The organism is Serratia sp. FS14 (genome assembly GCF_000695995.1).
Classification (GTDB): Bacteria; Pseudomonadota; Gammaproteobacteria; order Enterobacterales; family Enterobacteriaceae; genus Serratia; species Serratia nematodiphila.
Genome location: NZ_CP005927.1, coordinates 2992206 through 3013036 on the forward strand (window position 1 = coordinate 2992206; position 20831 = coordinate 3013036).

Here is a 20831-nt window from a genome sequence, read left to right on the forward strand (position 1 = left end):
TCACTCCGCATTATTGGAATTTTGCTTTATGGGTTTAGTCACAATCATGCTGTAGGTCGATACTTTGTTCTTTAGAAGCGCCACCGACCAGTTTTCCGCCAGCACCCGTAACTCTTCCAAAGAGCCGCCAACTCCATCAGGAAAATGGCGTTCAATATTTGCCTTAGAGTCCATCAGCCAATGCGCCACATCCACGTTAGAGGGTAATACGCGGAAATCCTTGATGCTAAAACCGCTCTCTTCCAGCACTTGTTTAAAATAGGCGGGGGTTTTCTGATGGCGGCAGGCGAGGCGGTCGACGATATCCGGCGTATCGGATTGGTAACGATCCGGTTCGACGTTGTATAGATTGTCTGAAATAATCACTTTTCCGCCGGGGCGTACTCGTGTAAACAGCGCGCGCATTGCCTTTTCATACAGCTCATTGGGGAAGTGTGAAATCACACCGCGAATAATCACTAAATCATAAAGATCCTCAGGGTCGGGCAGCATCCCTATGTCCTGCGCATTGCACAGGAATAGGTTAATACGCTCGCTCACCCCTTGTTCTGCGTGGAATCTGGCGCAGTAATTTAGCTGTTGTGCGCTGACGTTAACGCCATCCAGCCGTTGGCATTCGGGATAACGTTCCGCTAGATGTTTGAGGATATAGCCCCAACCGCAACCGATATCCAGTATTCGACGCATCACCGGTCGATCGCTGCCAGTCACACCGGCCAGAAACAGTTGCTGCTCGAAGTAACGTATGCTTGATTCATCCAGTGAAGCCGTGGGTTTAAGCCTAGCTCCTGGCATCAGTGGGAATACCGTATCCTCAAACACCCCAAATTGAAATAGCAACGTATCACCGATGGCCTTGCGCCAGTGGTTCGGATCTTCACAATAAGTTTGCACGACCTTTTCCTCATAGCTGTCGGTACTGGTATCCCGGATCACCTGATAAGGTAAGTTTTGCAGATAAACCAGATCGGGTGACTTCATTTCAGATAGATTACTCATGGTCTCTCTCCTCGATAAATACTCGTATTTTCTGGCAAAAAAGAGCTGCGTCCTTCGGGTAGATTCCTTACGTCCGCGACTAAATCACCCATTTTCGAGGTGATAAAATGGGTAATGGCACTTTCGATGCCGCTGGCGTCTAAGCCGTATGCTGCTAGCAACTCGGCGGGTTCGCCGTGCTCGACAAAATTATCAGGGAAGCCCAGCAACAACGTTTTCACCGCTAGCCCAGCGACGGACAGACTTTCCAGGCAGGTGCTACCTGCACCGCCCGCGATACAGCCTTCTTCCACGGTGACGATCAGTTCATGAGTGCGCGTCATTTGCTGCAACATCGCCTCATCCAAAGGTTTGACGAAACGCATATTGACCACGGTTGCATCCAGTCGGGCACCGACTTCAAGCGCTGGCGTTACCATGGAACCAAAAGCCAAAATGGCGATCCGCCGACCGATACGACAGACCTTGGCTTTCCCCAGCGGCAGGGCCGTCATTTGCCGCAGCGGTGAAACACCGGGGCCACAGCCACGCGGATAACGCACTGCTGCCGGGCCACTGTGTTTCAGCGCGGTATGCAACATTTGCCGACACTCGTTTTCATCCGCCGGACACATCACCAACAGGTTGGGAATACAGCGCAGATAGGCGATATCGAACATGCCCATATGGGTTGCTCCATCGGCGCCCACCACACCAGCACGATCAATGGCGAAAGTCACAGGCAGTTGTTGAATGGCGATATCGTGGATTAACTGGTCATAACCACGTTGTAGGAAGGTCGAATAAATCGCCAGCACCGGTCGCATTCCCTCGGCGGCTAAACCGCCAGCAAAGGTCACCGCATGTTGTTCGGCGATACCCACGTCGAAATAACGGTCGGGAAAGCGCTGTTGGAAGGTCACCAGACCGGAGCCTTCGCGCATTGCCGGGGTAATACCGACCACGCGTGGATCTGACTCGGCTTCATCGCACAACCAATCGCTAAATACTTTGGTGTAGGTGGGCTTTCCTGCGGCAGCGGGCGGTATTCCGTCCCGTGGGCAAAATTTGGCGGGGGCGTGATAACCGACAGGATCTGCCTCGGCATGTGAAAATCCATATCCTTTGCGGGTAATGACATGTAGCAGTTGAACGCCATTACGATCGCGCACTTGTTTCAGTGCCGTTAGCAATGCTGCCATGTCGTGACCGTCAACTGGCCCCGAGTATTCAAAATTTAACGCATTAAACAGTGCCGCTGGCTTACCAACAAGCAGGCTGGTAAGGTGTTTCTTCAAGGCACCGACCGACGGCGAGATCGACATGTCGTTGTCGTTCAAAACGATCAGCAGCTGCATATCAGGATCGAGCGTAGCGTTATTCATTGCCTCGTAAGCGAGACCCGCGCTGAGCGCCCCGTCACCAATCACGGCAATGCAATGTCTTGGCTGTTGTTGCAACAGGGCAGCGTGAGCCATTCCCAGAGCTGCAGAAATGGACGTGCTGGAATGGGCGGTGCCGAAAGTATCATAAGGAGACTCATCCCGCCTTGGAAAGCCGGAAATACCCCCCTTTTGGCGCAGGCCACTCATCTGATCGCGCCTGCCAGTAATGGCTTTGTGCGGATAGGATTGATGCCCGACATCCCAGACAATGCGGTCGTTTGGCGTATCAAAGACATAATGCAAGGCGAGCGTTAATTCCACCACGCCAAGGTTCGAGGCTAAATGACCACCTGTTTTTGCAATGCTGGATAATAAAAATTTGCGTAACTCATTGGCTAATGATACGAGTTGCTCATAGGTTAAATTCCTCAAGTCTGCAGGAGATTCAATTAAATCCAATAGGGTACCCATAGGTGTTCACCCGTTGTTTTATGTAAACTTCATTCATGGGAAATAATCTCCCGCCAAATATTTAATTTATTGATATCTTTTATTATCTCCCTGAACCACACGGTGAAGTGTTCAGGCTGCGATTTTAATCTACAAACCAATTGAGGAATATCAATCCACAACCAGTTTTCCACTTCTTCAGGATTAACATTTAGAGCGCCATCAAAAGACCCTACGTAAATATGGTCAAACTCATACTCAATTAAATTTCCAGGGACTTCAGCATGATAAATAAAACTAGAGACTCTTTTCAGTCGGGTAGAAAATCCCATCTCCTCCTGCAACCGTCTACTGGCAGCGGTGTCAGTACGCTCCCCCCAGCGAGGGTGTCCGCAACAACTGTTGGTCCACAGTCCGGCGGAGTGATATTTACCATGTGCGCGCTGCTGTAACAACAATCTTCCTTTACTATCAAATATAAAGATTGAAAATGCTCGATGCAATAACCCTTGCTGATGCACTGATAGTTTTCCTTCAGAACCAATAGAGTTATCTTTTTTATCAACAAGAATAAGCATTTCTTCCATATTCACCATCTTTATATTCACTGTGTTGGGGTGCTGGCGTTTTAATTTGCTCAGATTTTTATTAAGGCAATGTATTTTTCGTTGTCAAATCCATCTTCTAACTTTAAATTCCGTACAGGTATAATTTTGTTATTACTGATTGAATTAATTAATAATTTCATGACAAAAAATTTAACACTCTGTTAACTACGGAGGGGTTTCAAGACTCTGTCGCATTAAGGCGTCGTCGGGTAATATGCTGTTTTTTTATGATGTTACCTGGCCATGTCTTTGATCCGAAATGCCTTCCAGCGACTGCATTATCCTGTCGATATCATCGCCCTGTGTGTGTGCTGGTATCTGGCCTATACCTTGAGCCTGCGTAATCTGGAGGAAATGATGGCTGAGCGCGGGGGTTATTGTTGACCATTCCACGTTGCATCGCTGGGTCATCCGCCTGGTGCCGTTACTGGATAAGGCGTTTCGTCGGCATAAACGTGCCGTGGGGCATTGCTGGCGCATGAACATGGCGCCCTTACAGGGCGAGCATCATTTTTACCATCGATGACGGCTGGGAATAGATACCCTGATTCGAATGGCGACAGCATAACTCCCTGGACCCGACTCAGCGTCAAGCGCATGCTCGCCTGCGGTACCGCCAGCAGACGCTGACCCAGGAAGAGATGATCGGTCGCTATATCAGCCACGTACTGGCGAAGCATTTTAAGATGGTGCGCTACTACGGTTTTTTATCCAACCGGAAACACGGTGAGCTGCTGCCGAAGGTATGCGATGCTCTGCAGATGGAGGCGCGGAAAAACCGGAGCAGCCGGGCTTCGCCGCACTGATGAGGGCGTTCCTGCGCACTGAACTGTACAAATGCATCCTGTGCGGCAACCGGCTGTGCTTTACCGGTGCGCAGGCCGGCAGACACGCCACGGAGTTAGTGGCAGAAAGACTGCATAACATCGATCGGAAACGATGGCTTCTGGCACAGCTTGCGGGATAAATACATCTGAAAAACGGGTTACAGGCTAAAAATACGTCGAAATAATCATTTTATTACCATAACGTTCCCGGCGGCACATCATCAGTGCATTTTTGACACAGGTATTCATGGCCAGGAAATTCTTAAAACCATGATTCCTTCTCCTAACCATCAAGAGAACTGACCATAACTGGCGCGCTGTTCCGCGTTTAAAAATTCTGCGGGAAAAAATGCCTCCCTGGCGACGGACCACATACGAATACATAAAAATGAGAAGTTAATCAGTCAGTTTCAGATATTGATATAGTGTTTCACGACTAATACCAAACTCTCGGGCAAGCTGGGCTTTTTTCTCACCATCCATTGCTCGCCTTCGAACTTCAATTTGTTGTTCTGAAGACAGTGATTTTTTCCGCCCACGGTAAGCTCCGCGTAGCCTGGCCAGAGCGATCCCTTCCCGCTGACGTTCATGGATTAAAGAACGTTCGAACTCGGCAAAAGCCCCCATCACTGAGAGCATCAGGTTTGCCATTGGTGAATCTTCGCCAGTGAATGTAAGGCATTCTTTAACAAATTCGATACGCACTCCCTTATGGGTAAGCTTTTGTATCAGACGGCGCAAGTCATCCAGGTTACAAGCCAGCCTGTCCATACTATGAACCACCACGGTGTCGCCATCACGCACAAATGACAACAATGAATCCAGCTCTGGACGCTGAATATCTTTACCTGATGTTTTATCGACGAAGACTTTATCCACCTGAGTCTGATCCAGTTGTCGTTCTGGGTTCTGGTCAAAGCTACTTACCCGGATATAGCCAATACGCTGACCTTTCATACACCTCCAATACTGATTGTGTCAGAAAAGAATCTATGACCTTTAATTACCCATGTCAATAAATTCGCATAGTGACTTTATTCTGACAGTTTTTCACTATCAGGCCTGATGTCAGGTTAGGGTGCACGTTAAAATGACATGGTAAAAAACGATTTCTATTGACTATATTTAAATATAACTTATTTATTTTGGTGACATATGAGTCAGAAACCACTCCCACCTTTCCTTGAAAAAAGAATAAAAGAACATTATCATGATCGATTTATCAATGAGTGGGGCGGAGTGCACTTATTAAAATCCCCATCACTATCATCGAGTGATGTTCTATTGAGTAGCAATGACTACCTTTGCCTTTGTAAAGATAAGTCACTTTATTTTGATATGGGGAAAGACATATCAAACGACGTGTTGATGTCCTCGGTTTTTCTGGGCGAATCTAGTTTTCAGACTAGAGTGGAAAACGAATTTTCTATTTTTTTAATGTTCAAGATAGCATTTTATGTCAATCTGGTTGGGCTGCAAATACAGGGTTAATACAATCAATAGCGGATGATACCACACCGGTATATATTGATGTTTTAGCTCATATGTCATTCCATGATGGAGTGCGGTTAGCAAACGCAAAATCTTATGTGTTTGCCCATAACAATGTAAATAATGCGAGAAAAAAGATATCACAATATGGTCCTGGTATTATAGTGGTTGACTCCGTCTATAGCACTAATGGTAGCCTTTGCCCATTAAGTGATTTTGCTACATTAGCTCAAGAGTTAGATTGTATTTTAGTTGTTGACGAGTCCCACTCAGCAGGAACACATGGTCCAGAGGGAAGGGGAATTGTAAATGCTTTAAAACTTAATGAACAAGTCGATTTTATTACCGTCAGTCTTGCCAAAGCGTTTGCTGGCAGAGCTGGCTTGATAACTTGCTCCAATAAATTCAAAGATTACTTTCTACTTGAGTCGCATCCATCAATATTTAGTTCGGCGCTAATGAATCATGATTTAAAATGGTTTATGAATGTTATTCCAGTTATTGTTTCATCTGATATTAAGAGAGCAAAATTACATTTTAATTCCAGGAAAATAAGATCAAGTCTGAACCAGTTTGGATATAATGTTTCCAGTGGAACAGAGCAAATTATCGCAGTGGAAATGGGTAGTGAAAAAAATGTACAATCATTGCAAAACAATCTTCAGAAGAAGGGAGTATATGGTTCCGTTTTTTGTTATCCAGCCACGACAAAGAACAAAGCTTTAATTAGACTTACAATAAATTCTGATCTAACTGACTATGATATATCAAGGATAGTCGATGCATTTAAGACAAGTATCCACGATGTATAATTTGATGATCCTGCGATGTTATAATTGGATATATGTCTTGTTCAAAAAGCGTACTCTCTGTGCGTCTCAGTATCGTTGGGCTTCAGCCCCCTTAGTCTGGCTGAAGTTGCATCTCACCGGATTCACCTCTAGATCCTACCAACATAAGTAATCACCAAGGCCAAAAACACAGAAAAAAGTTAGCAATTAAATATGATTTAAAATCATCATATTATTAACAACTAACTGTTAGTCACATTCAGATACAACGACGGCTGTGTGATCGCCCGCAGCGCCGAGGCGAAGGCGTTGGGCGTGCCGATGGGCGCGCCTTATTTCAAAATCAAAGAGGAGATGCGCCGCCGCAACGTCGCGGTGTTTTCCTCCAACTACGCGCTGTACGCCGACATGTCCCGCCGGGTGATGGACACGCTGGAAGAGATGGCGCCGGCGGTGGAGATTTATTCGCTGGATAAGAGTAAGTTGTATAGTGTGGTCACCCAAACAGTGGAATCCGAGCTATGGACATTTTTAAACGTCTGAGGGGGTTGCATGGCGACACTGGAACACATTCATTTTGTACCCCACATTCTCGAGCGTAGAGAAAGCCGCGTAACTTACTCAGTCAGCAGCAACCGGCCCTCTATCAAGGGTTTTCCTCAGATTTTCTGGGCAGGGGGAATGCCATGGAGAGAGGCAAACCTGTGGGCCATGGAGCGAGCAACGGCAGGGGAAGCTTCCCTGAAAACCGTTGCCAGTAACATGAATGGCCTTTTGAATTACGCCAAGTTCCTTGAGTCGCGTGGGTTGCATTGGTTCGAGTTTCCTGTCCGAAAAGCCGATCGTTGTTTAGTGCTATACCGTGGAGCGTTGATCACGATGCGTAATGCGGGTCAGATAAGCCCCTCCACGGCGTCTGAATATATGCGCAATTGCATCATGTTTTACCGGTGGGTGAGGCACAGGGAACTTCTGGCATCATGCGTTCCTCTGTGGCGGGAGAAGCCCTACACCGTCAAACTCTTTGATCAGGTGGGGTTTGAGCGATCGGTAAACGGAATCACCACCGATCTCAGCATCCCAAATCGCAAACGACTTGGCCAAACCCTGGAGGATGGGCTATTGCCGGTGTCGGCAGCGGATCGTGATGCCATCCTGGATTTCGCCGCCGCGAACGCTACGCCGGAGCTCTATCTTATGTTGGCACTCGGCTTTTTTACCGGAATGCGGCTCGGCAGCATTTGTGATCTTAAAGTTCAGACGCTTGAACATGCCGTCCCTGATCCCTCTGCTGAAGGGTTACTACGGATTGCGGTGGGGCCGGGTGCAGCTCCGCCTGTACATACAAAGTTCGGCGTGACCGGGCAGGTTTGGCTACCTGAAGCCTTGTGCGATAAGTTGCTGGAATATGCAACGAGTTGGCGACGGATGGAGCGAGGGGCGAAAGCCACGTCCGAAAATCGCGATCTGCTGTTCTTGACTCGTTTTGGCAACGCCTACGGCAGGCGCGGCACCGAGCAGTCATCCGCGGTGAATGTCGAAATGTCGAACTTTCGAAAGCGGGGGAGCAAGGCTGGGTTACAGATACTCCGTAGGTTTCGCTTTCATCAGTCGCGTTGTACCTTCGGTACAGAGCTGGCGCGTTTGGCTCTCTCCACTTGTGCCGATGCGGCTCTCGCCATTGCAATAGTCAGCGATGCGCTGCTTCATGCCCCTAACTCCGAGGCTACCACTTTCAGGTACATACGATTCGTGCAGGCAGTGCCGACAAAGCAAGCCCTTTCTCATCGCTTTATGGCTGTATTTAGTGGTGTCAACCTGGAGGAGCGGCAGAATGGATAGTTCCAGTATCGATCTCACTTTCCCGATGCTTGAGTATGGGGTTTCTGAAACGCCCTGGGATCTCCGGCCGTTGCTGTTTCGCGGAGGCGCAGCGGCAAAGGTAAAGTCTGTGGCTCGCCGGATCGCCCAAGGCGAGTGTGGTGGCCTTTTGACAGAACGTATTGAACTGGTGACAAGGCTACATGAACATGTCGCCGGCGATCTTGCTGGCGGCGGCAGCCGCTTCTCGGCAAAAAATAAGATAGGTGCGTTGCGGAGTTTCTTTGCCTGGTGCGATTTGGCAGGCGATAACCTCAGTCTTGACACGGTAGCCGACACTTTCATTCGTTGGACCGAACATTTGCTACATCGTTATCGGATTGAGCACAGCCTCAGTGAGGGGACGTTATACGATCTCTCCAGGCTCACGGCGACGATGCTTGATCGAGTATTGGATCGCCAGGCAAGTCTGAGCAAGAGCACGCGTATTCACAAGCCGCTCGGTAAAGGCAAAGTGCATACGAGCAAAGCGGATAAGCAGGATCTGCAAAATACTTTTGCGTTCGGGCATGTTCTGGCAGATATATGCAATGCTCTGACCTGGGAGGTAACGATAGGACCTTTGCCGGTCTGCATCCGATTGCGTACAGGCCAGATACTGAAGCAATGGTCTGGGCTGCCCTACCCGGAGAAAGTGGCGGCGCGCCGTACCAGACCTCAAACAATGACGCAGATAGAAAAGTCGCGAGTAGCACGTGCCGCCTGGGAAGAGGATCGAACCGTGCGAACTCGTTCCCCCCTTGTCAACTTACGCATCGAAAGTGAGTTGCTGATGTTCATCGCTCAGACCGGCATGAATCTGCAGCAAGCCCATACTTTGCGGGTCGAACAATTTCATTACGCCAGCCACCTGGATGGCTACCAGGTACGTGCATACAAAAATCGACGTGAAGGTGAAGTGCTGTTCGAGATCTTTGCCGGTTATCGAGAGTGGTTTAAGCGTTATCTCGAATGGCGTTCGGCGTGGTTTCCCGATGAGATGGAAAGTCTGCTCTTTCCACTGATACGTTGCGGGGGACGAGTTTTGGAGGAAGCGACGCAGTTCACCAACGTTATGCGCATTTGCCGCGAGCTTGGGATGCCGATGGTGAGACCGCGAAAACTGCGCGGGGTACGCATCAATTGGCTGCTTCGAGAGTCCCAGAACCCAGAGCAGGTGGCTGAGTTGGCCCAGCACACGGTGGAAACGCTAATACGCGTTTACGCCGCCCCCCATCCGCAGATCGCTATGGTGGAGATTACACGCTTCCATCAACAGAGCGATCCGTCCCTTTCACCACCTGCACCAGGCCGATGTGTCTCGGTCGAACCTGAATCAATGGTTGCGATGCCGAAGAACGCTCCGCGACCTGACTGTATAAATGCTGCAGGTTGCTTGTTCTGTATTCAGCACCGGGATATCGAAAGTGAAGATCATGTGTGGTCTCTCGATAGCTTGCGTTACCTAAAATCGCTTGAGCTGGCGCGCTACCGCCCCCTCGTTTTGAGTCAGAATATGGCGGCAGAACATCCGGCCCTGTTGGTCATTGAGCGGTTGGCGGCTAAGCTGCGCTTTTTTGAAGAAAGTAGTGAAGTTCGTAGGCTGTGGGTCGAAGAGTCGAAAGCCCGTATCCGTGAGGGCAATTATCACCCGGCCTGGGATGGTTTCATCCGCTTGGCAGAGCTGCGGCAGAAATCATCATGACGAAAAATATTCTTTCCGAACTTCGCCTTGGTATCGGCTCCCCCCTTGCAGAGCCTGATGCACCTAATTATCGCCCACCGTGCTGGCCACCCCAGCCTGATTGGCCAGTCATTCTTGATGCCGCTGGTGAGGTGGTGAGCCGTTGGGGGGATGCCGTTTGGCGGCTCGACCCGTGGGCGGGAAAAGCGGTTACGCTTAATTTCGGCGATGGCCCGGCAAAGAAATATGCCGCCGCGATAGATCCTGCTAACGCCGATTTACTGCGGTTAATTATCGGTTGGTGGCTGTATGGCCCCAATGGTGCCCGTGGATATCGAGGTCTGAAAACCCGCTTTGATCAAATACGTAAGATCTTCGTTTTGTGTACTCAAGAAGGCATTCTTGCCTCCGAGTTGAGCCAGTTTCCACGTGTGGTTGAGTGCCTTTCGAAAAAGCTGCAAGTTTCCCGGGCATGGGAGCTTTTGACACTGTTGCACGAACTGTATGAGCAGCGAGATACACTGGGTTTTACCTTGTTGGATCGTGCAGGGCTGGCACGCCTTGCGGCGGCCATACCCCCTCACCAAAAACGCCAAACCCCCTATATTCCCCCTCGCATTTGGCATTATCAGGTTATGCGCTTACGCGAATGCCTGGATGATTTTTTGGCGCATAAAGAGAAGATTGAGGAGTGCTTCCGTTTCTGCCTGGCGGCCTATAGGCATAATGCTGCCAATCTCCAGGGGCAAATCAGACCGTCATCGTTCTATCCCTTTCAGTGGCCTTCGGATGGAACAAATGGAAAGTTAACCAGACGCAAGTACTACGGCCCTTTTATCGATACCGCGCATCGGTTTGGCATAGTGGGGTTGTTTGGTCGCTGGCTGGGTGTGAACGACGACGAAATTCGTATTCAAACGTTGAGTCGCTACCTGAGTCTTGTGAGTCATGCAGGGTTAAGTTATCTGCTGAACTTCAGTCTCATGCGAGTCGAAGAGGCATGGAACCTGCGCGCTGATTGCTTGCATATTGAACGTGATCCGCAATTTGGCGACATTTATGTATTGCGTGGGTGAACAACGAAAACAATGCAAGATGCTGAAGCCCTATGGGTAACGTCTCCCTCTGCCTGCACGGCGGTTGAAGCTATGCGCAGGGTTGCAGATCTTCGCGCAGAATGTAACACGCCCTCTAGCGTAGGTTCTGAACAAGGAAACTCCTCCAATCATTATTTGCTTGATTACAGGCTGGAACCCTGGGGAGCAAAGCTCACTAAAATCAACCGCACGATTCGTCCCACGATTCTGAGCTATGCCAACGTAGTTCAGTCGTTCGATAAGCTGTTCGATCCCGAGCAATTGCGCATTACGGCAGAAGATTTTGAATTGGCGCGATTGGTGACGCCAACGTTGTCCGAGGAGTATTCGGCGGGTAAAATCTGGCCGTTGGCCTGGCACCAGCTGCGGCGAACCGGCGCAGTCAATATGCAGGCATCAGGTTTGGTCAGCGACGCCTCCTTGCAGTTTCAACTGAAGCATGTCGCCAGAGCGATGAGCCTCTATTATGGGCAAAACCATTCACGGGTGCGAATGGAGGAAAAGGCTCATAGCTACTATGTCCGAACTATGTACGAGATGTTAGGCAGGCAATTGCAACAACTGACGAGCAGCCGGTTCATCAGCCCCCACGGAGAAAAACGGAAAGCCGAGATAGTCCGATTGATTTCGGCCGCAGAGGCCAAGAAAATCATCAATCTGGCCAGGAAGGGCGTCGTGGCTCATCGCCCCATTTTGCTGGGCGTCTGTACCAGCCGAACCCCTTGTCCCTACGGCGGTATCGACAACATCGCTCGTTGTGGCGGGGGGGATTCCCCAGCAGACCCCAAACCTTGTGCGGACGTACTGTATGATCCCGATCAACTTGACGAAGTCGAGGCGTTTGCCGTAGTACTGGACGAGCGGCTGGCCATCGCCGATGCAGACAGCCCGCTGAGGGCTGCACTGGAAGCCCAAAAACGCAGTGTGGAGAACTACCGCCATGTCATCCGCAAAACATGACTTCACAGACCCGGCCAAGCAAATGGGAGCTGGAGAGCAGTATCGAGCAGCGTTCGAGCGCCTAAAAAACAACAAACCCGAAAGACTGCCGAAAGGAACCCCTGTCAGTCAGAATAATGTGGCTAAAGAGGCCGGCAGAGATCCCTCCGCATTGAAGAAAACGCGCTTTCCTTTACTTATCGCCGAGATCCAAACCTATGTTGCATCGTATGCAGAGGATCGCCCATTATCCGTTCGCCAGGTCAGTCTATTAGCCCGTCAAAAAAATCGTGGGCTTCGAGAGCGGATTGGTGAAATTGAGCAGCAGCGGGATCACCTGGCCAGTCTGCTAAGTGAAGCCGACGCGACCATTCTTGAACTGTATGACCGTATTACCGAGTTAGAAAGGCAACTACCGGGCTCGAACGTTCTGCCCATTGATCCGCGAGGCCGTAAAAAACTTTGAAGCGGAAAACCGACTGGGGGCGAGGAGAAGCGATATCGCCATATCTTGTTGGCCAGCCGCAAAATCAGGTACAGTAGATTTTGCAAACCGTGTTATCTGGAGGAAAGATGAACTACTACGCAGAGGCGCATTTCTAGGTATCGTTAACTGACCTGGAGATGTGATGAAAAAATTAAAACCGCAATATCGAGCTCTTAGCGTTGTATCTTTCTACGAGCGGCATTTGCTGACGTACCCACAGCTGAGAAATGCGTACTATAAGCATTTCAGCACTCGGCAAGAAAAAAGCTTTTTCTATCTGCATCGTATTGAGTACAAAGCCTATCCGCTTAAACTGAGAGCCGCACGAGGAAAGTCGCTGGCCGATCCATGGGATGATTATCCTTCAAATGTAGATAGTCTCACCAAAAGCTGGAAGCACAACGCGAAAAGACGTCATCAGTACTATCGATGACAGTGTGCTATCTGCGGATTAGCAGCACTCTCGAAGGGATGGCTATTGTGCGGGAGAAGGGAAAACTGTGGGGGATGTAGCCAAAACAGTCTGATAAATAAAAAATAGCTGTACCGGATGCATGAAATCGGGCTGAACCCGATCAGCGATCTGGTTGAGTTATTTTCAGTTTCACGATCAACAGCTTACCGAGCCCTGGCCCACAGTAAGAAAAGCTAACGGCTTATTCATCAGTAAAGTCAATATGTTCGGAGATTTAAATATGGGACTAAAAACTGGAAAATAGGAAAAGATTACCTATACTCGGTCGAGTATACCCACCTCAACAACCAAATCCAGATAAGGAGTTAGACGATGTAATTGACATCGCATGGAGGGGAATCAATTCAATTAATCGTTTAATGGTCTTGAGGTGACTATGTTTTTGATATTGTTACGCTCAATGCGTAAGTATTTTTGGTTAAGAACACTCTTGTTGGCGTTAGTTTGCAGTTCAGTAGGTTCTGGATTGACGTTCATCATGGTTTTTGGTGAGCTAGCCAGATTGAATGCGGCACCGTCTTCCTTTGCCTTGGCGTTTATTTTGTCAACATCACCGGGTTTTTTGGGGAGTATTGCAGGAAAATATTTGCTTGCACGTATTGAAGCAAAATATTGCTTCATGATCGCTGAGTGTATTGGCGCACTGGGTTTAATTGTTCCTTGGTACGGATTGGTTCATAGTTCCGTGACCATCCTACAGCTTGCTGGCGTTGCCTCGTCAGTATCTGCGGGGATAACCATTCCTGCCATTAATCATTATACCAAAGCTAAACTTGCTCCAGAAGATATTGGGGCCGGTGCGGTTATCGACACGCTGGTGTTTGCTTGCCAGGTTTTATTTGGCATCGGTGTCGGCGTATTTCTTTATGGCACCGTTCAGAGCAATACCTATTTGTTGGCAAATCTAGTCAGCTACATCATAGCCATTACATTTATATTTTCACTGCCAAAGCTGGCGAATTATGCAGAACAGAATGTTTATGCACAAGGGTTGCCTAAAAGGTTGTCATCAAAACAACGTGCTAGCCTTTATTTATTGCCGGCACTGGCGATGACTGGAGCACCGGCCATGTCACTCTTGCCTACATTGGTCCACAGCAACAGTGACCAAAAAGAAACACTGCTTTTTTTATTGTTTGCCCGCAGTCTGGGACAACTTCTTGGGCCATTTTTGGTCAATGAAGATCGTTACAAGAATCAGTCATCACTGTTTATTATTGCGTGCATGGCGGCATTTATTGTGTGCTATTTATTCGTTCCACTGACACCGTTATTGAGTGTTTCGCTATTACTGGTTTTTTCTGCCCATGTATTTTCAAATATTATCTATAGCCTTGGCTGGTACAGTTTGCTGACGAACTTTGACAACGATCAGGTAGCTGCCGCCTCTGCCAGCAGCTACAGAAAACAAATTATTATCGGTGCAGTTGTCAGTATCTCGGCGGGCATATTGGCTGACAAAGTAGGTAGTCCTCTGGCACTTATCATTTGTTCTATGACAGGATTATTGCTGTCTTCTCTACTGATTTTGCATGTAAAACGTCAGTCTTAATGACATTAAAACGGCCGGTATTGATTACCGGCCGTAGCTTCAGCTTTTATGAAAAAAACCAGCAACGGAACAACGCATAATGTCCCCAGCACTGACATCAACCTTTTTGATACAGTGTGAATAATTTGGTTTTATGACCACAAGTCGATTGGGTTTTGGATAAATAAATGTCCCGATCCCAGAATCATTGATGCTGCGTTCACGGATGGTCCATCCAAACTCCGGTCCGACAGCCCCTCCGGTTATCCCTGACATGCGTAAGACTTCTTCAGAAGCATTGTAGGTTTGTTCAGATAACCCCGCACTGGAATTAACAGGTGTATTGATGACGCAAAGCTCCCCACCCCAATTAGGTTTCCATTCGGGGTGCGCATAAAATATATATGCCCCTTTATATTGAGCATCGTCTTCATGCCAGCCCAGTCCGCTACCTGCGGGATACAAGAATGTTGTGAGTGAAAACGCATTCCAGTCTTCCCCAAGAAAATCACGCAGACGTGATGTTATTATGCTGATCTTTTCACTTAAAATATGAATACCATCCATAATAACATTATCATCTATGGTGGTTTTTCCTGTCAGCAATGAGTAAAAGTAACTAACACTCACCAAAGGCTCACCGTCGGTCATTCTCCATGATTTTGACCACCCTTGAGAATGGACGAGATAGTAATTCTCAAATTGCATATATAACTGAAGGGCGAAGAGTTCATCGCTACTCAAAAACTCGTCAAAAATCAGATAACCTTCCCCTTCGACTATATTAATCATAATGTTTCCTCCGAGTTGAAATATTTCCCCGTCTCATTTTCAAACTGCCATTCTTCGATGAGTGATTTCCAGGGAGGCAAAAATGCGTCTCTGACGTGATATAAACGTTCGGCCAGATTAAATCGCATCATTGTTGCAGAATCCAATGCCTCATTTATCCATGTTAATTCTTTAGCCTGATACTCCGCGGAAAGGTGTTGAGCTACTTTGCGACGATATCTAACAATTTCCCCGTAAACGTAACAAGCATTGAAAGCTTGGGTATAACTGAAAGTTCGATCTTGCCGTTGAGGGAAATCGATCAGCGACTCCCCCAGAGCTCCCTGACAGTATTGATTGCCATGAAATGCGTTGAACGTGTGTACTTGATGATGAAGTGCTTCGTGATAGAGGTTTTCGACGAAACCAAGAAACCCGAATTCTCTTGGAAGCTGATGGAACGGTGGAACAAAGAAGAGTGTGGCATCGGAAATAAAGGTAACATGTGGAAGCTCGTAAAATGAAGCACTTCCATTATTGGCATTTGCATTTTTAGGAATCAACCATACCAATGTTGAGATAAAATCAGCGATGAATGTCATTTCACTTTCATATAACGAAGAAAATCTTTTCACTCCGTCATTGAGGAATGCCAATCGATTATCGCATACTGGAATGCTGCCGACATCAGAAATCCCCATCAGCAGAGCCATTGCCTCTCCTGCATCAGCATTTGTCCAGTTAAATGACCAGTTTCCTATGTCAATCTTTGAGACGTGTTTTCGTGGTAATGCAAAAAAAATCTATCGTGCATCGCTTGATCGCGAACTTGTGCGCAAATAGGGGGCCACTTTTCGCGGATATCTTTGTGAAGGGCCGATTCCTCGCAGCATGAGTAGTAATCATTCAGCATATCGTTTCCGTTATAGGAAAGTATTGACATTTCACCCTCCTGCTAAATAATATTGATCTCTTTAAGAAAATCGAAATTCACCCTCTCTTTGTTGGGTAAAGAGCCAGGAATATAAAGAGTATGCCGATAAGTAACTTTTGAAAGCAATGTCTCGATGTCAGAAAGTTCACCTTGTAATTTATCCGCATATTGTCCTTTTTGGGTTGAGGCACTCAACAAGAAAATAGGTGTATTGGCTGGGTAATGTTTTAATAACTTCGATTTCAAATACATAACTTTATTTGAGGTCTGCGGCGATGAGTAGTCCGTATTAGCATTGCCAATAGAGCAGACATGATAAATAAAATAATTGATGCAGGGATCCATTGCATAATCATAGATAATCAACCGATTAGCATCAAGTATGCTGACACCTTCTTCCAGTGGGTCAATACCAATATCATTGATCATCGCGTCGAAACTTGAAATTCCAGGATAACAATGAAAAGTAAAAGTCTTATCCTGAGATGATTTTTGTAGTAATTGAACAATGGTCACACCGACTCTCGGATGACCAGGAACGATAAGGCCGACATGTTCACACTCAGTAAGTGCATCTGAGATGTACTGGATAATCCTGGTGTAATTATCAACATCAATGCCGCCATCTTCATACAAATATGAGAGGTCCTCATGGTGTATTTTATGATGGGACAGATATTCATTTAGACCAGCAATGTCTCCGATCCAGAAAACTCGATTTACACTCTGAATGACGGAAAAACCTTCTGTGGTAATCTGATTTACCCCCAGCATGCCGCTGCCGATAACAGAGATTGTGCTCATTAAAAATCCTTTTTAAAAATGCCTCAATACGAAATTGAGGCATGGAATATTAACTAGAATCCACCGATAACCTTAGCCAGATTCATAGGGGCAGCCGCTTGCAAACGCGGGTGCAAGGCTTTGGTGGAATCAAAACCTCCGATGACCTTAGCCAGATTCATAGGTGCAGCCGCCTGTAAACGCGGGTGCAACGCCTTGGTAGAATCAAAACCACCAATCACTTTAGCCAAGTTCATGGGAGCGGCTGCTTGCAAACGCGGGTGTAATGACTTAGTCGAGTCAAATCCGCCAATGACCTTAGCAAGATTCATCGGCGCTGCAGCCTGTAAACGTGGGTGCATTTTGATGTTAGTTTTTTCCATGAATATATCCTTATTTTCTATTAAGTTAATGAGATTTTTCGTCCACATCTAACTTCTCAGAACGATTGATATTTCATCGATTAGAAGTGAAATCTTTGCTACTCCATCGAGCCTATGCGTTAGTTTTCGTAAAAACGGTTCACATAGACAATCTACATATATAGTACAAATTTGCATCTTATCAATAGCAATCCATAAACAAATTTAACTAATTTGATCAGGGTTGCTGACTGGAATTTAAATTAATCTAGATAAAATTTTTATTAATCATGATAGTAGCGTGCCACCGGGAGCTAACTCACTGAAGGTGATTGTGGTATGTCCCTATTTCTGGGCACTCGTCCCGAGGGGCGAGCACCCGGGTAATGAGCAGGAGAGATTACGCAACGGTGAACGGCTGTCCCCTGCGCTTGCTGAATGCGTAACAGCAACTGGTGTCGGTGATGTAGGGAAGGCTGCTGAAGGTACCGCTAGGCGGTTCCGGTGGATAACACGACATAAAGGAGGTTTGAGGTCCAATGGAACGAAAACGTACGCTAAGGATATATTCTATTGATTTATAATAAAATATGAGAAAATTCCTTTTCAGGAACCCTCTCATATGATGTAATTGATGCTATTTTCTTCGTTTCTTTTGAGTACTTTTAATAGCCATATATGATGTTTCATATAGAGTTAAAAGTTTCCCCATCTGACTATCTATAGCGTCATGCTTCTCAGGGTTTCTTAACTTTTGCAGCAATTTAGATAAATATTTTGCAGGTAATTTTATTATTAATGAATTATGAGATTGATACATTTCTTTTGTCCAATCTAAATCTCTACCTGATTTCAATGCCTCACTTTCTTCTCTATTAATAATAAATCCTAATTTCCCATACGGACCTGTTAAATATGATTGTAATTGTCTGTACTCAGATGGACCTAATTCTTCAAAATTTTTTGCATCAAAAACAACTTGCCTTGTTTTATAGTCTTCTAATACGCGTTTCCAAAAATCTGATTTTCCACCATTGGTACCTATAATATCTCGTCTCTGAACCGCGTTACCGTTTGGATGCGGCTTTATGTCTGTCAGGTGTGATGCAAATACAATTCTTAGTGCGTCTAAGCACCATTGTTCAAATTCATTAGCCCCTTCATTGCCTGTCGGTATCTGATCCAGATGAGTGGTTATTTGACCTATTGTTTTATTTCTAATGGCTGAATTATCGGAAACAACATTGATATCATATTCGTCATTTATTTCCTCAGCTTCCTCTGGAGCAAGAGCGTTGCGATTTAAATTCAAGCCAAGCCAATAACATGGGTGAATTAATAGTTTTTCACTGCTTTCAAAACCTTTATCTGGGGTTCGTCCATCATGGCAAAATGAATAGGATGAAGTATTTTTATCACGTATACCCACAAATCCTACACTATACAAACTTTGGAGGATTCCACTAGCTTTTAGTAATTGTATTTCAGAGATTATTTTGGGGTCTTCATTTTCTTCTATTGATTCGAAAGATGCTTCTATTTTTTTTAAGCAAGTGTAGACTGTTAATTCAGGCTCAATACTACGGAATGCACTAGTTATAAATTGTATTGAAGGAAAGATCTTCTGGTACTCCTTCCAAAGATCTTCAAGCCTGGCCATGGAAATTGACTTGGCTGCATATTCTAGATCAGTGTTAATAATGGTTTCTCGATTCTCTCTAAATGCGGAGAAAAAAGCTTCATTTAACAATGACAGTAAATCTCTGGGGCGGTAAAGGGTAAATTGTAAGCATCGCTTAAAACCATTCCTTCCTTTGAGGTCATCGGCTGTGCACCTATCCCAAACCCGTTGATCCTTCTCAATATCTAAATTAAATGCCACTTTCATTCTTTTAGCCGATAGCATTAGGAGTTGTGCCCAATCCCAATGCAGTCTTATGACTTGACCCTCTATATTTCTTGAGTAGTCAGGATCTTCCTTTGATAGCGATCTGAATATATTATCCCTCAAAAAAATTATTGGGCGAATGCATTTTGCTTTTTGATTTAATTCAATTGAGGCATATGCCAGACCAGCTATGATTCCGATCCCTATATTATCCGGTTCATATGCCTCATCTAGCTTATCCATCAATATGACAACTTTCCTGTCTGAGCGCTCAAGAAGTGAAACTATATTGCCTTCGATTTCTGAAATATTCAAATTAAATTGAAGGTCACCAATTGATTCTTCAGGATTATTTTCATCTAAATATTCTTTTGCTACAATCCTACACTTTCTTAAAATATCACCTTGTGCAGAACTCCATTTTTTCAAATGCTCATTCAACAATGTTTCTGTCGAAATTTGAGATGATAATTTATAATGAGAAGATATATATGATGCTATCTCCATTAACATAGCATATCGCCATAATAACCTTGTTGCTGCCCTAGCTAAATTGAATGAGCCTGTAAATGGCTTCAACATTGATCTAAAGCCAATTATTTGAGTGTCGTCTGGTGAAAAACTTAGGATTAATATTTTTTTATCTTTCTTCCAATGCTCATTTAGCTGAATGAACAAAGCACTTTTACCAGTCCCACGTCTGCCTACAACAATAGTACGGTCATCTGTTTCAATTAAAGTTCTAAAGTCAGCAGTTTCGATGAAAGCACTGCTTAACATTTTCTTATCATTTTCTGCTGTTGTATCGCCAAACGGATTAGATTTTGAAGTAATATTAAATTCCATATTCAACCTTTTATATTAGTTGCTTTCATTTATTACTTTATATACTGTTGAACGAGCAATGTTCATTGTTTTAGATATGTGTGAGGCTCCTAAACCTTGTTTCCACATATTCAATATCGCACTTCTGTTTATTTTTCTTTTTCTACCGAACACAACTCCCTTTGCCATTGCTTCTTGGCGACCTTCATTTGTTCGTTCTAATATTCTTTGACGTTCGGCTTGAGCTACAGCAGACAGAATAGTGATCACCATTTTTCCCATGTCACCATCAGTACTGATGCCATCATCGATAAACCGGACAGCTACGCCCTGAGCGTCGAATGCTTTAATCAACTGGATCATATCGGCAGTGTCACGGCCAAGACGGTCGAGCTTCTTCACCAGAATGGCGTCACCATCCTCTACCTTCATGCGCAGCAGATCAAGCCCCGGACGCTCAACTGAACTACCGGATGCCTTATCAGTAAAGATACGATTTGCTTTGACTCCTGCGTCTTTGAGCGCCCTGATTTGAATATCGAGCGACTGCTGACTAGTTGATACCCGTGCGTAACCAAAAAGGCGCATAAAAATGTATCCTAAATCCAATATCGGACGACAGGTGTCTGTTATAACAAAAAATCGATTTAATAGACACATAAACA

Annotated in this window: 20 protein-coding genes and 2 pseudogenes; 12 read left to right on the forward strand and 10 right to left on the reverse strand. The window is 46.0% G+C overall.

Annotated elements, in window-relative coordinates:
- Genes L085_RS13505 through idi form a run of 3 tightly spaced genes read right to left on the reverse strand, consistent with a single transcriptional unit; the run spans nt 1 to nt 3400 of the window.
- The gene (locus tag L085_RS13505; RefSeq protein WP_044030968.1) at nt 1-999 is read right to left on the reverse strand and encodes a class I SAM-dependent methyltransferase; all 999 of its coding nucleotides are present in this window, start codon (nt 997-999) and stop codon (nt 1-3) included.
- Nucleotides 996-2834: a 1-deoxy-D-xylulose-5-phosphate synthase gene (gene dxs, locus L085_RS13510; protein ID WP_044030969.1), complete on the reverse strand. Its 1839-nt coding sequence runs from the start codon at nt 2832-2834 to the stop codon at nt 996-998. The genes L085_RS13505 and dxs overlap by 4 nt, the downstream gene beginning before the upstream one ends.
- 29 nt (nt 2835-2863) lie before the next feature.
- A complete protein-coding gene (idi, locus tag L085_RS24705) occupies nt 2864-3400 on the reverse strand; it encodes an isopentenyl-diphosphate Delta-isomerase (protein ID WP_071841665.1) in 537 nt (178 codons plus the stop codon).
- Nucleotides 3401-3664: 264 nt separating this feature from the next.
- Between idi and L085_RS25085 the strand changes: the two are divergent.
- Nucleotides 3665-3905, forward strand: a pseudogene (locus tag L085_RS25085) (transposase); the annotation flags it as partial.
- A gap of 157 nt (nt 3906-4062) precedes the next feature.
- Nucleotides 4063-4227, forward strand: coding sequence for a transposase (locus L085_RS25595; protein ID WP_255347222.1), 165 nt, complete (start codon nt 4063-4065; stop codon nt 4225-4227).
- Nucleotides 4228-4644: 417 nt separating this feature from the next.
- Here the strand turns inward: L085_RS25595 and L085_RS13520 are convergent, their stop codons facing one another.
- On the reverse strand, nt 4645-5205 hold the full coding sequence (locus L085_RS13520) for a recombinase family protein (RefSeq protein WP_044030970.1): 561 nt from the start codon (nt 5203-5205) through the stop codon (nt 4645-4647).
- A gap of 533 nt (nt 5206-5738) precedes the next feature.
- Between L085_RS13520 and L085_RS24720 the strand changes: the two genes are divergently transcribed.
- The 10 genes and pseudogenes from L085_RS24720 to L085_RS13550 all read left to right on the forward strand — a co-directional run bounded on the left by L085_RS24720 (nt 5739) and on the right by L085_RS13550 (nt 14624).
- Nucleotides 5739-6551 carry an aminotransferase class I/II-fold pyridoxal phosphate-dependent enzyme gene (locus L085_RS24720; RefSeq protein ID WP_255347255.1) on the forward strand — a complete coding sequence of 271 codons (813 nt, stop codon included), beginning with the start codon at nt 5739-5741 and terminating at the stop codon, nt 6549-6551.
- Between the two features lie 246 nt (nt 6552-6797).
- Nucleotides 6798-7010: pseudogene (locus L085_RS13525) on the forward strand (DNA polymerase V subunit UmuC); the annotation flags it as partial.
- A gap of 72 nt (nt 7011-7082) precedes the next feature.
- Entirely contained in the window at nt 7083-8372 is a 1290-nt protein-coding gene (locus L085_RS13530) for a site-specific integrase (RefSeq protein WP_044030972.1), read from the forward strand.
- The gene (locus L085_RS13535; protein ID WP_044030973.1) at nt 8365-10095 is read left to right on the forward strand and encodes an integrase; all 1731 of its coding nucleotides are present in this window, start codon (nt 8365-8367) and stop codon (nt 10093-10095) included. The genes L085_RS13530 and L085_RS13535 overlap by 8 nt, the downstream gene beginning before the upstream one ends.
- On the forward strand, nt 10092-11150 hold the full coding sequence (locus L085_RS25750; RefSeq protein ID WP_226988538.1) for a hypothetical protein: 1059 nt from the start codon (nt 10092-10094) through the stop codon (nt 11148-11150). The genes L085_RS13535 and L085_RS25750 overlap by 4 nt, the downstream gene beginning before the upstream one ends.
- A gap of 72 nt (nt 11151-11222) precedes the next feature.
- On the forward strand, nt 11223-12131 hold the full coding sequence (locus L085_RS25755; protein ID WP_226988539.1) for a hypothetical protein: 909 nt from the start codon (nt 11223-11225) through the stop codon (nt 12129-12131).
- Nucleotides 12112-12576, forward strand: a complete 465-nt coding sequence (locus L085_RS13545; RefSeq protein ID WP_044030974.1) for a hypothetical protein — start codon at nt 12112-12114, stop codon at nt 12574-12576. The genes L085_RS25755 and L085_RS13545 overlap by 20 nt, the downstream gene beginning before the upstream one ends.
- Before the next feature lie 163 nt (nt 12577-12739).
- The gene (locus L085_RS24725; RefSeq protein ID WP_071841635.1) at nt 12740-13030 is read left to right on the forward strand and encodes a hypothetical protein; all 291 of its coding nucleotides are present in this window, start codon (nt 12740-12742) and stop codon (nt 13028-13030) included.
- A 117-nt stretch (nt 13031-13147) separates the two neighbouring features.
- The gene (locus L085_RS25760) at nt 13148-13249 is read left to right on the forward strand and encodes a helix-turn-helix domain-containing protein (RefSeq protein ID WP_226988540.1); all 102 of its coding nucleotides are present in this window, start codon (nt 13148-13150) and stop codon (nt 13247-13249) included.
- A 199-nt stretch (nt 13250-13448) separates the two neighbouring features.
- A complete protein-coding gene (locus L085_RS13550; RefSeq protein WP_144240693.1) occupies nt 13449-14624 on the forward strand; it encodes an MFS transporter in 1176 nt (391 codons plus the stop codon).
- 39 nt (nt 14625-14663) lie between these two features.
- On the opposite strand, the gene L085_RS13555 is transcribed toward L085_RS13550, so the two are convergent.
- The 6 genes from L085_RS13555 to L085_RS13580 all read right to left on the reverse strand — a co-directional run bounded on the left by L085_RS13555 (nt 14664) and on the right by L085_RS13580 (nt 20754).
- Nucleotides 14664-15395, reverse strand: coding sequence for a 2OG-Fe(II) oxygenase (locus tag L085_RS13555; protein WP_044030976.1), 732 nt, complete (start codon nt 15393-15395; stop codon nt 14664-14666).
- Nucleotides 15392-16087 carry a hypothetical protein gene (locus L085_RS25375; protein ID WP_144240694.1) on the reverse strand — a complete coding sequence of 232 codons (696 nt, stop codon included), beginning with the start codon at nt 16085-16087 and terminating at the stop codon, nt 15392-15394. Before L085_RS25375 ends, L085_RS13555 begins: the two co-directional genes overlap by 4 nt.
- Nucleotides 16088-16329: 242 nt before the next feature.
- Nucleotides 16330-17112, reverse strand: coding sequence for an SAM-dependent methyltransferase (locus tag L085_RS13565; RefSeq protein WP_044030978.1), 783 nt, complete (start codon nt 17110-17112; stop codon nt 16330-16332).
- 53 nt (nt 17113-17165) lie between these two features.
- On the reverse strand, nt 17166-17474 hold the full coding sequence (locus L085_RS13570; protein WP_144240695.1) for a hypothetical protein: 309 nt from the start codon (nt 17472-17474) through the stop codon (nt 17166-17168).
- A 616-nt stretch (nt 17475-18090) separates the two neighbouring features.
- The gene (locus L085_RS24735; protein WP_044030980.1) at nt 18091-20187 is read right to left on the reverse strand and encodes a hypothetical protein; all 2097 of its coding nucleotides are present in this window, start codon (nt 20185-20187) and stop codon (nt 18091-18093) included.
- A gap of 15 nt (nt 20188-20202) precedes the next feature.
- Nucleotides 20203-20754: a recombinase family protein gene (locus L085_RS13580; RefSeq protein ID WP_044030981.1), complete on the reverse strand. Its 552-nt coding sequence runs from the start codon at nt 20752-20754 to the stop codon at nt 20203-20205.
- Nucleotides 20755-20831: the final 77 nt, after the last annotated feature.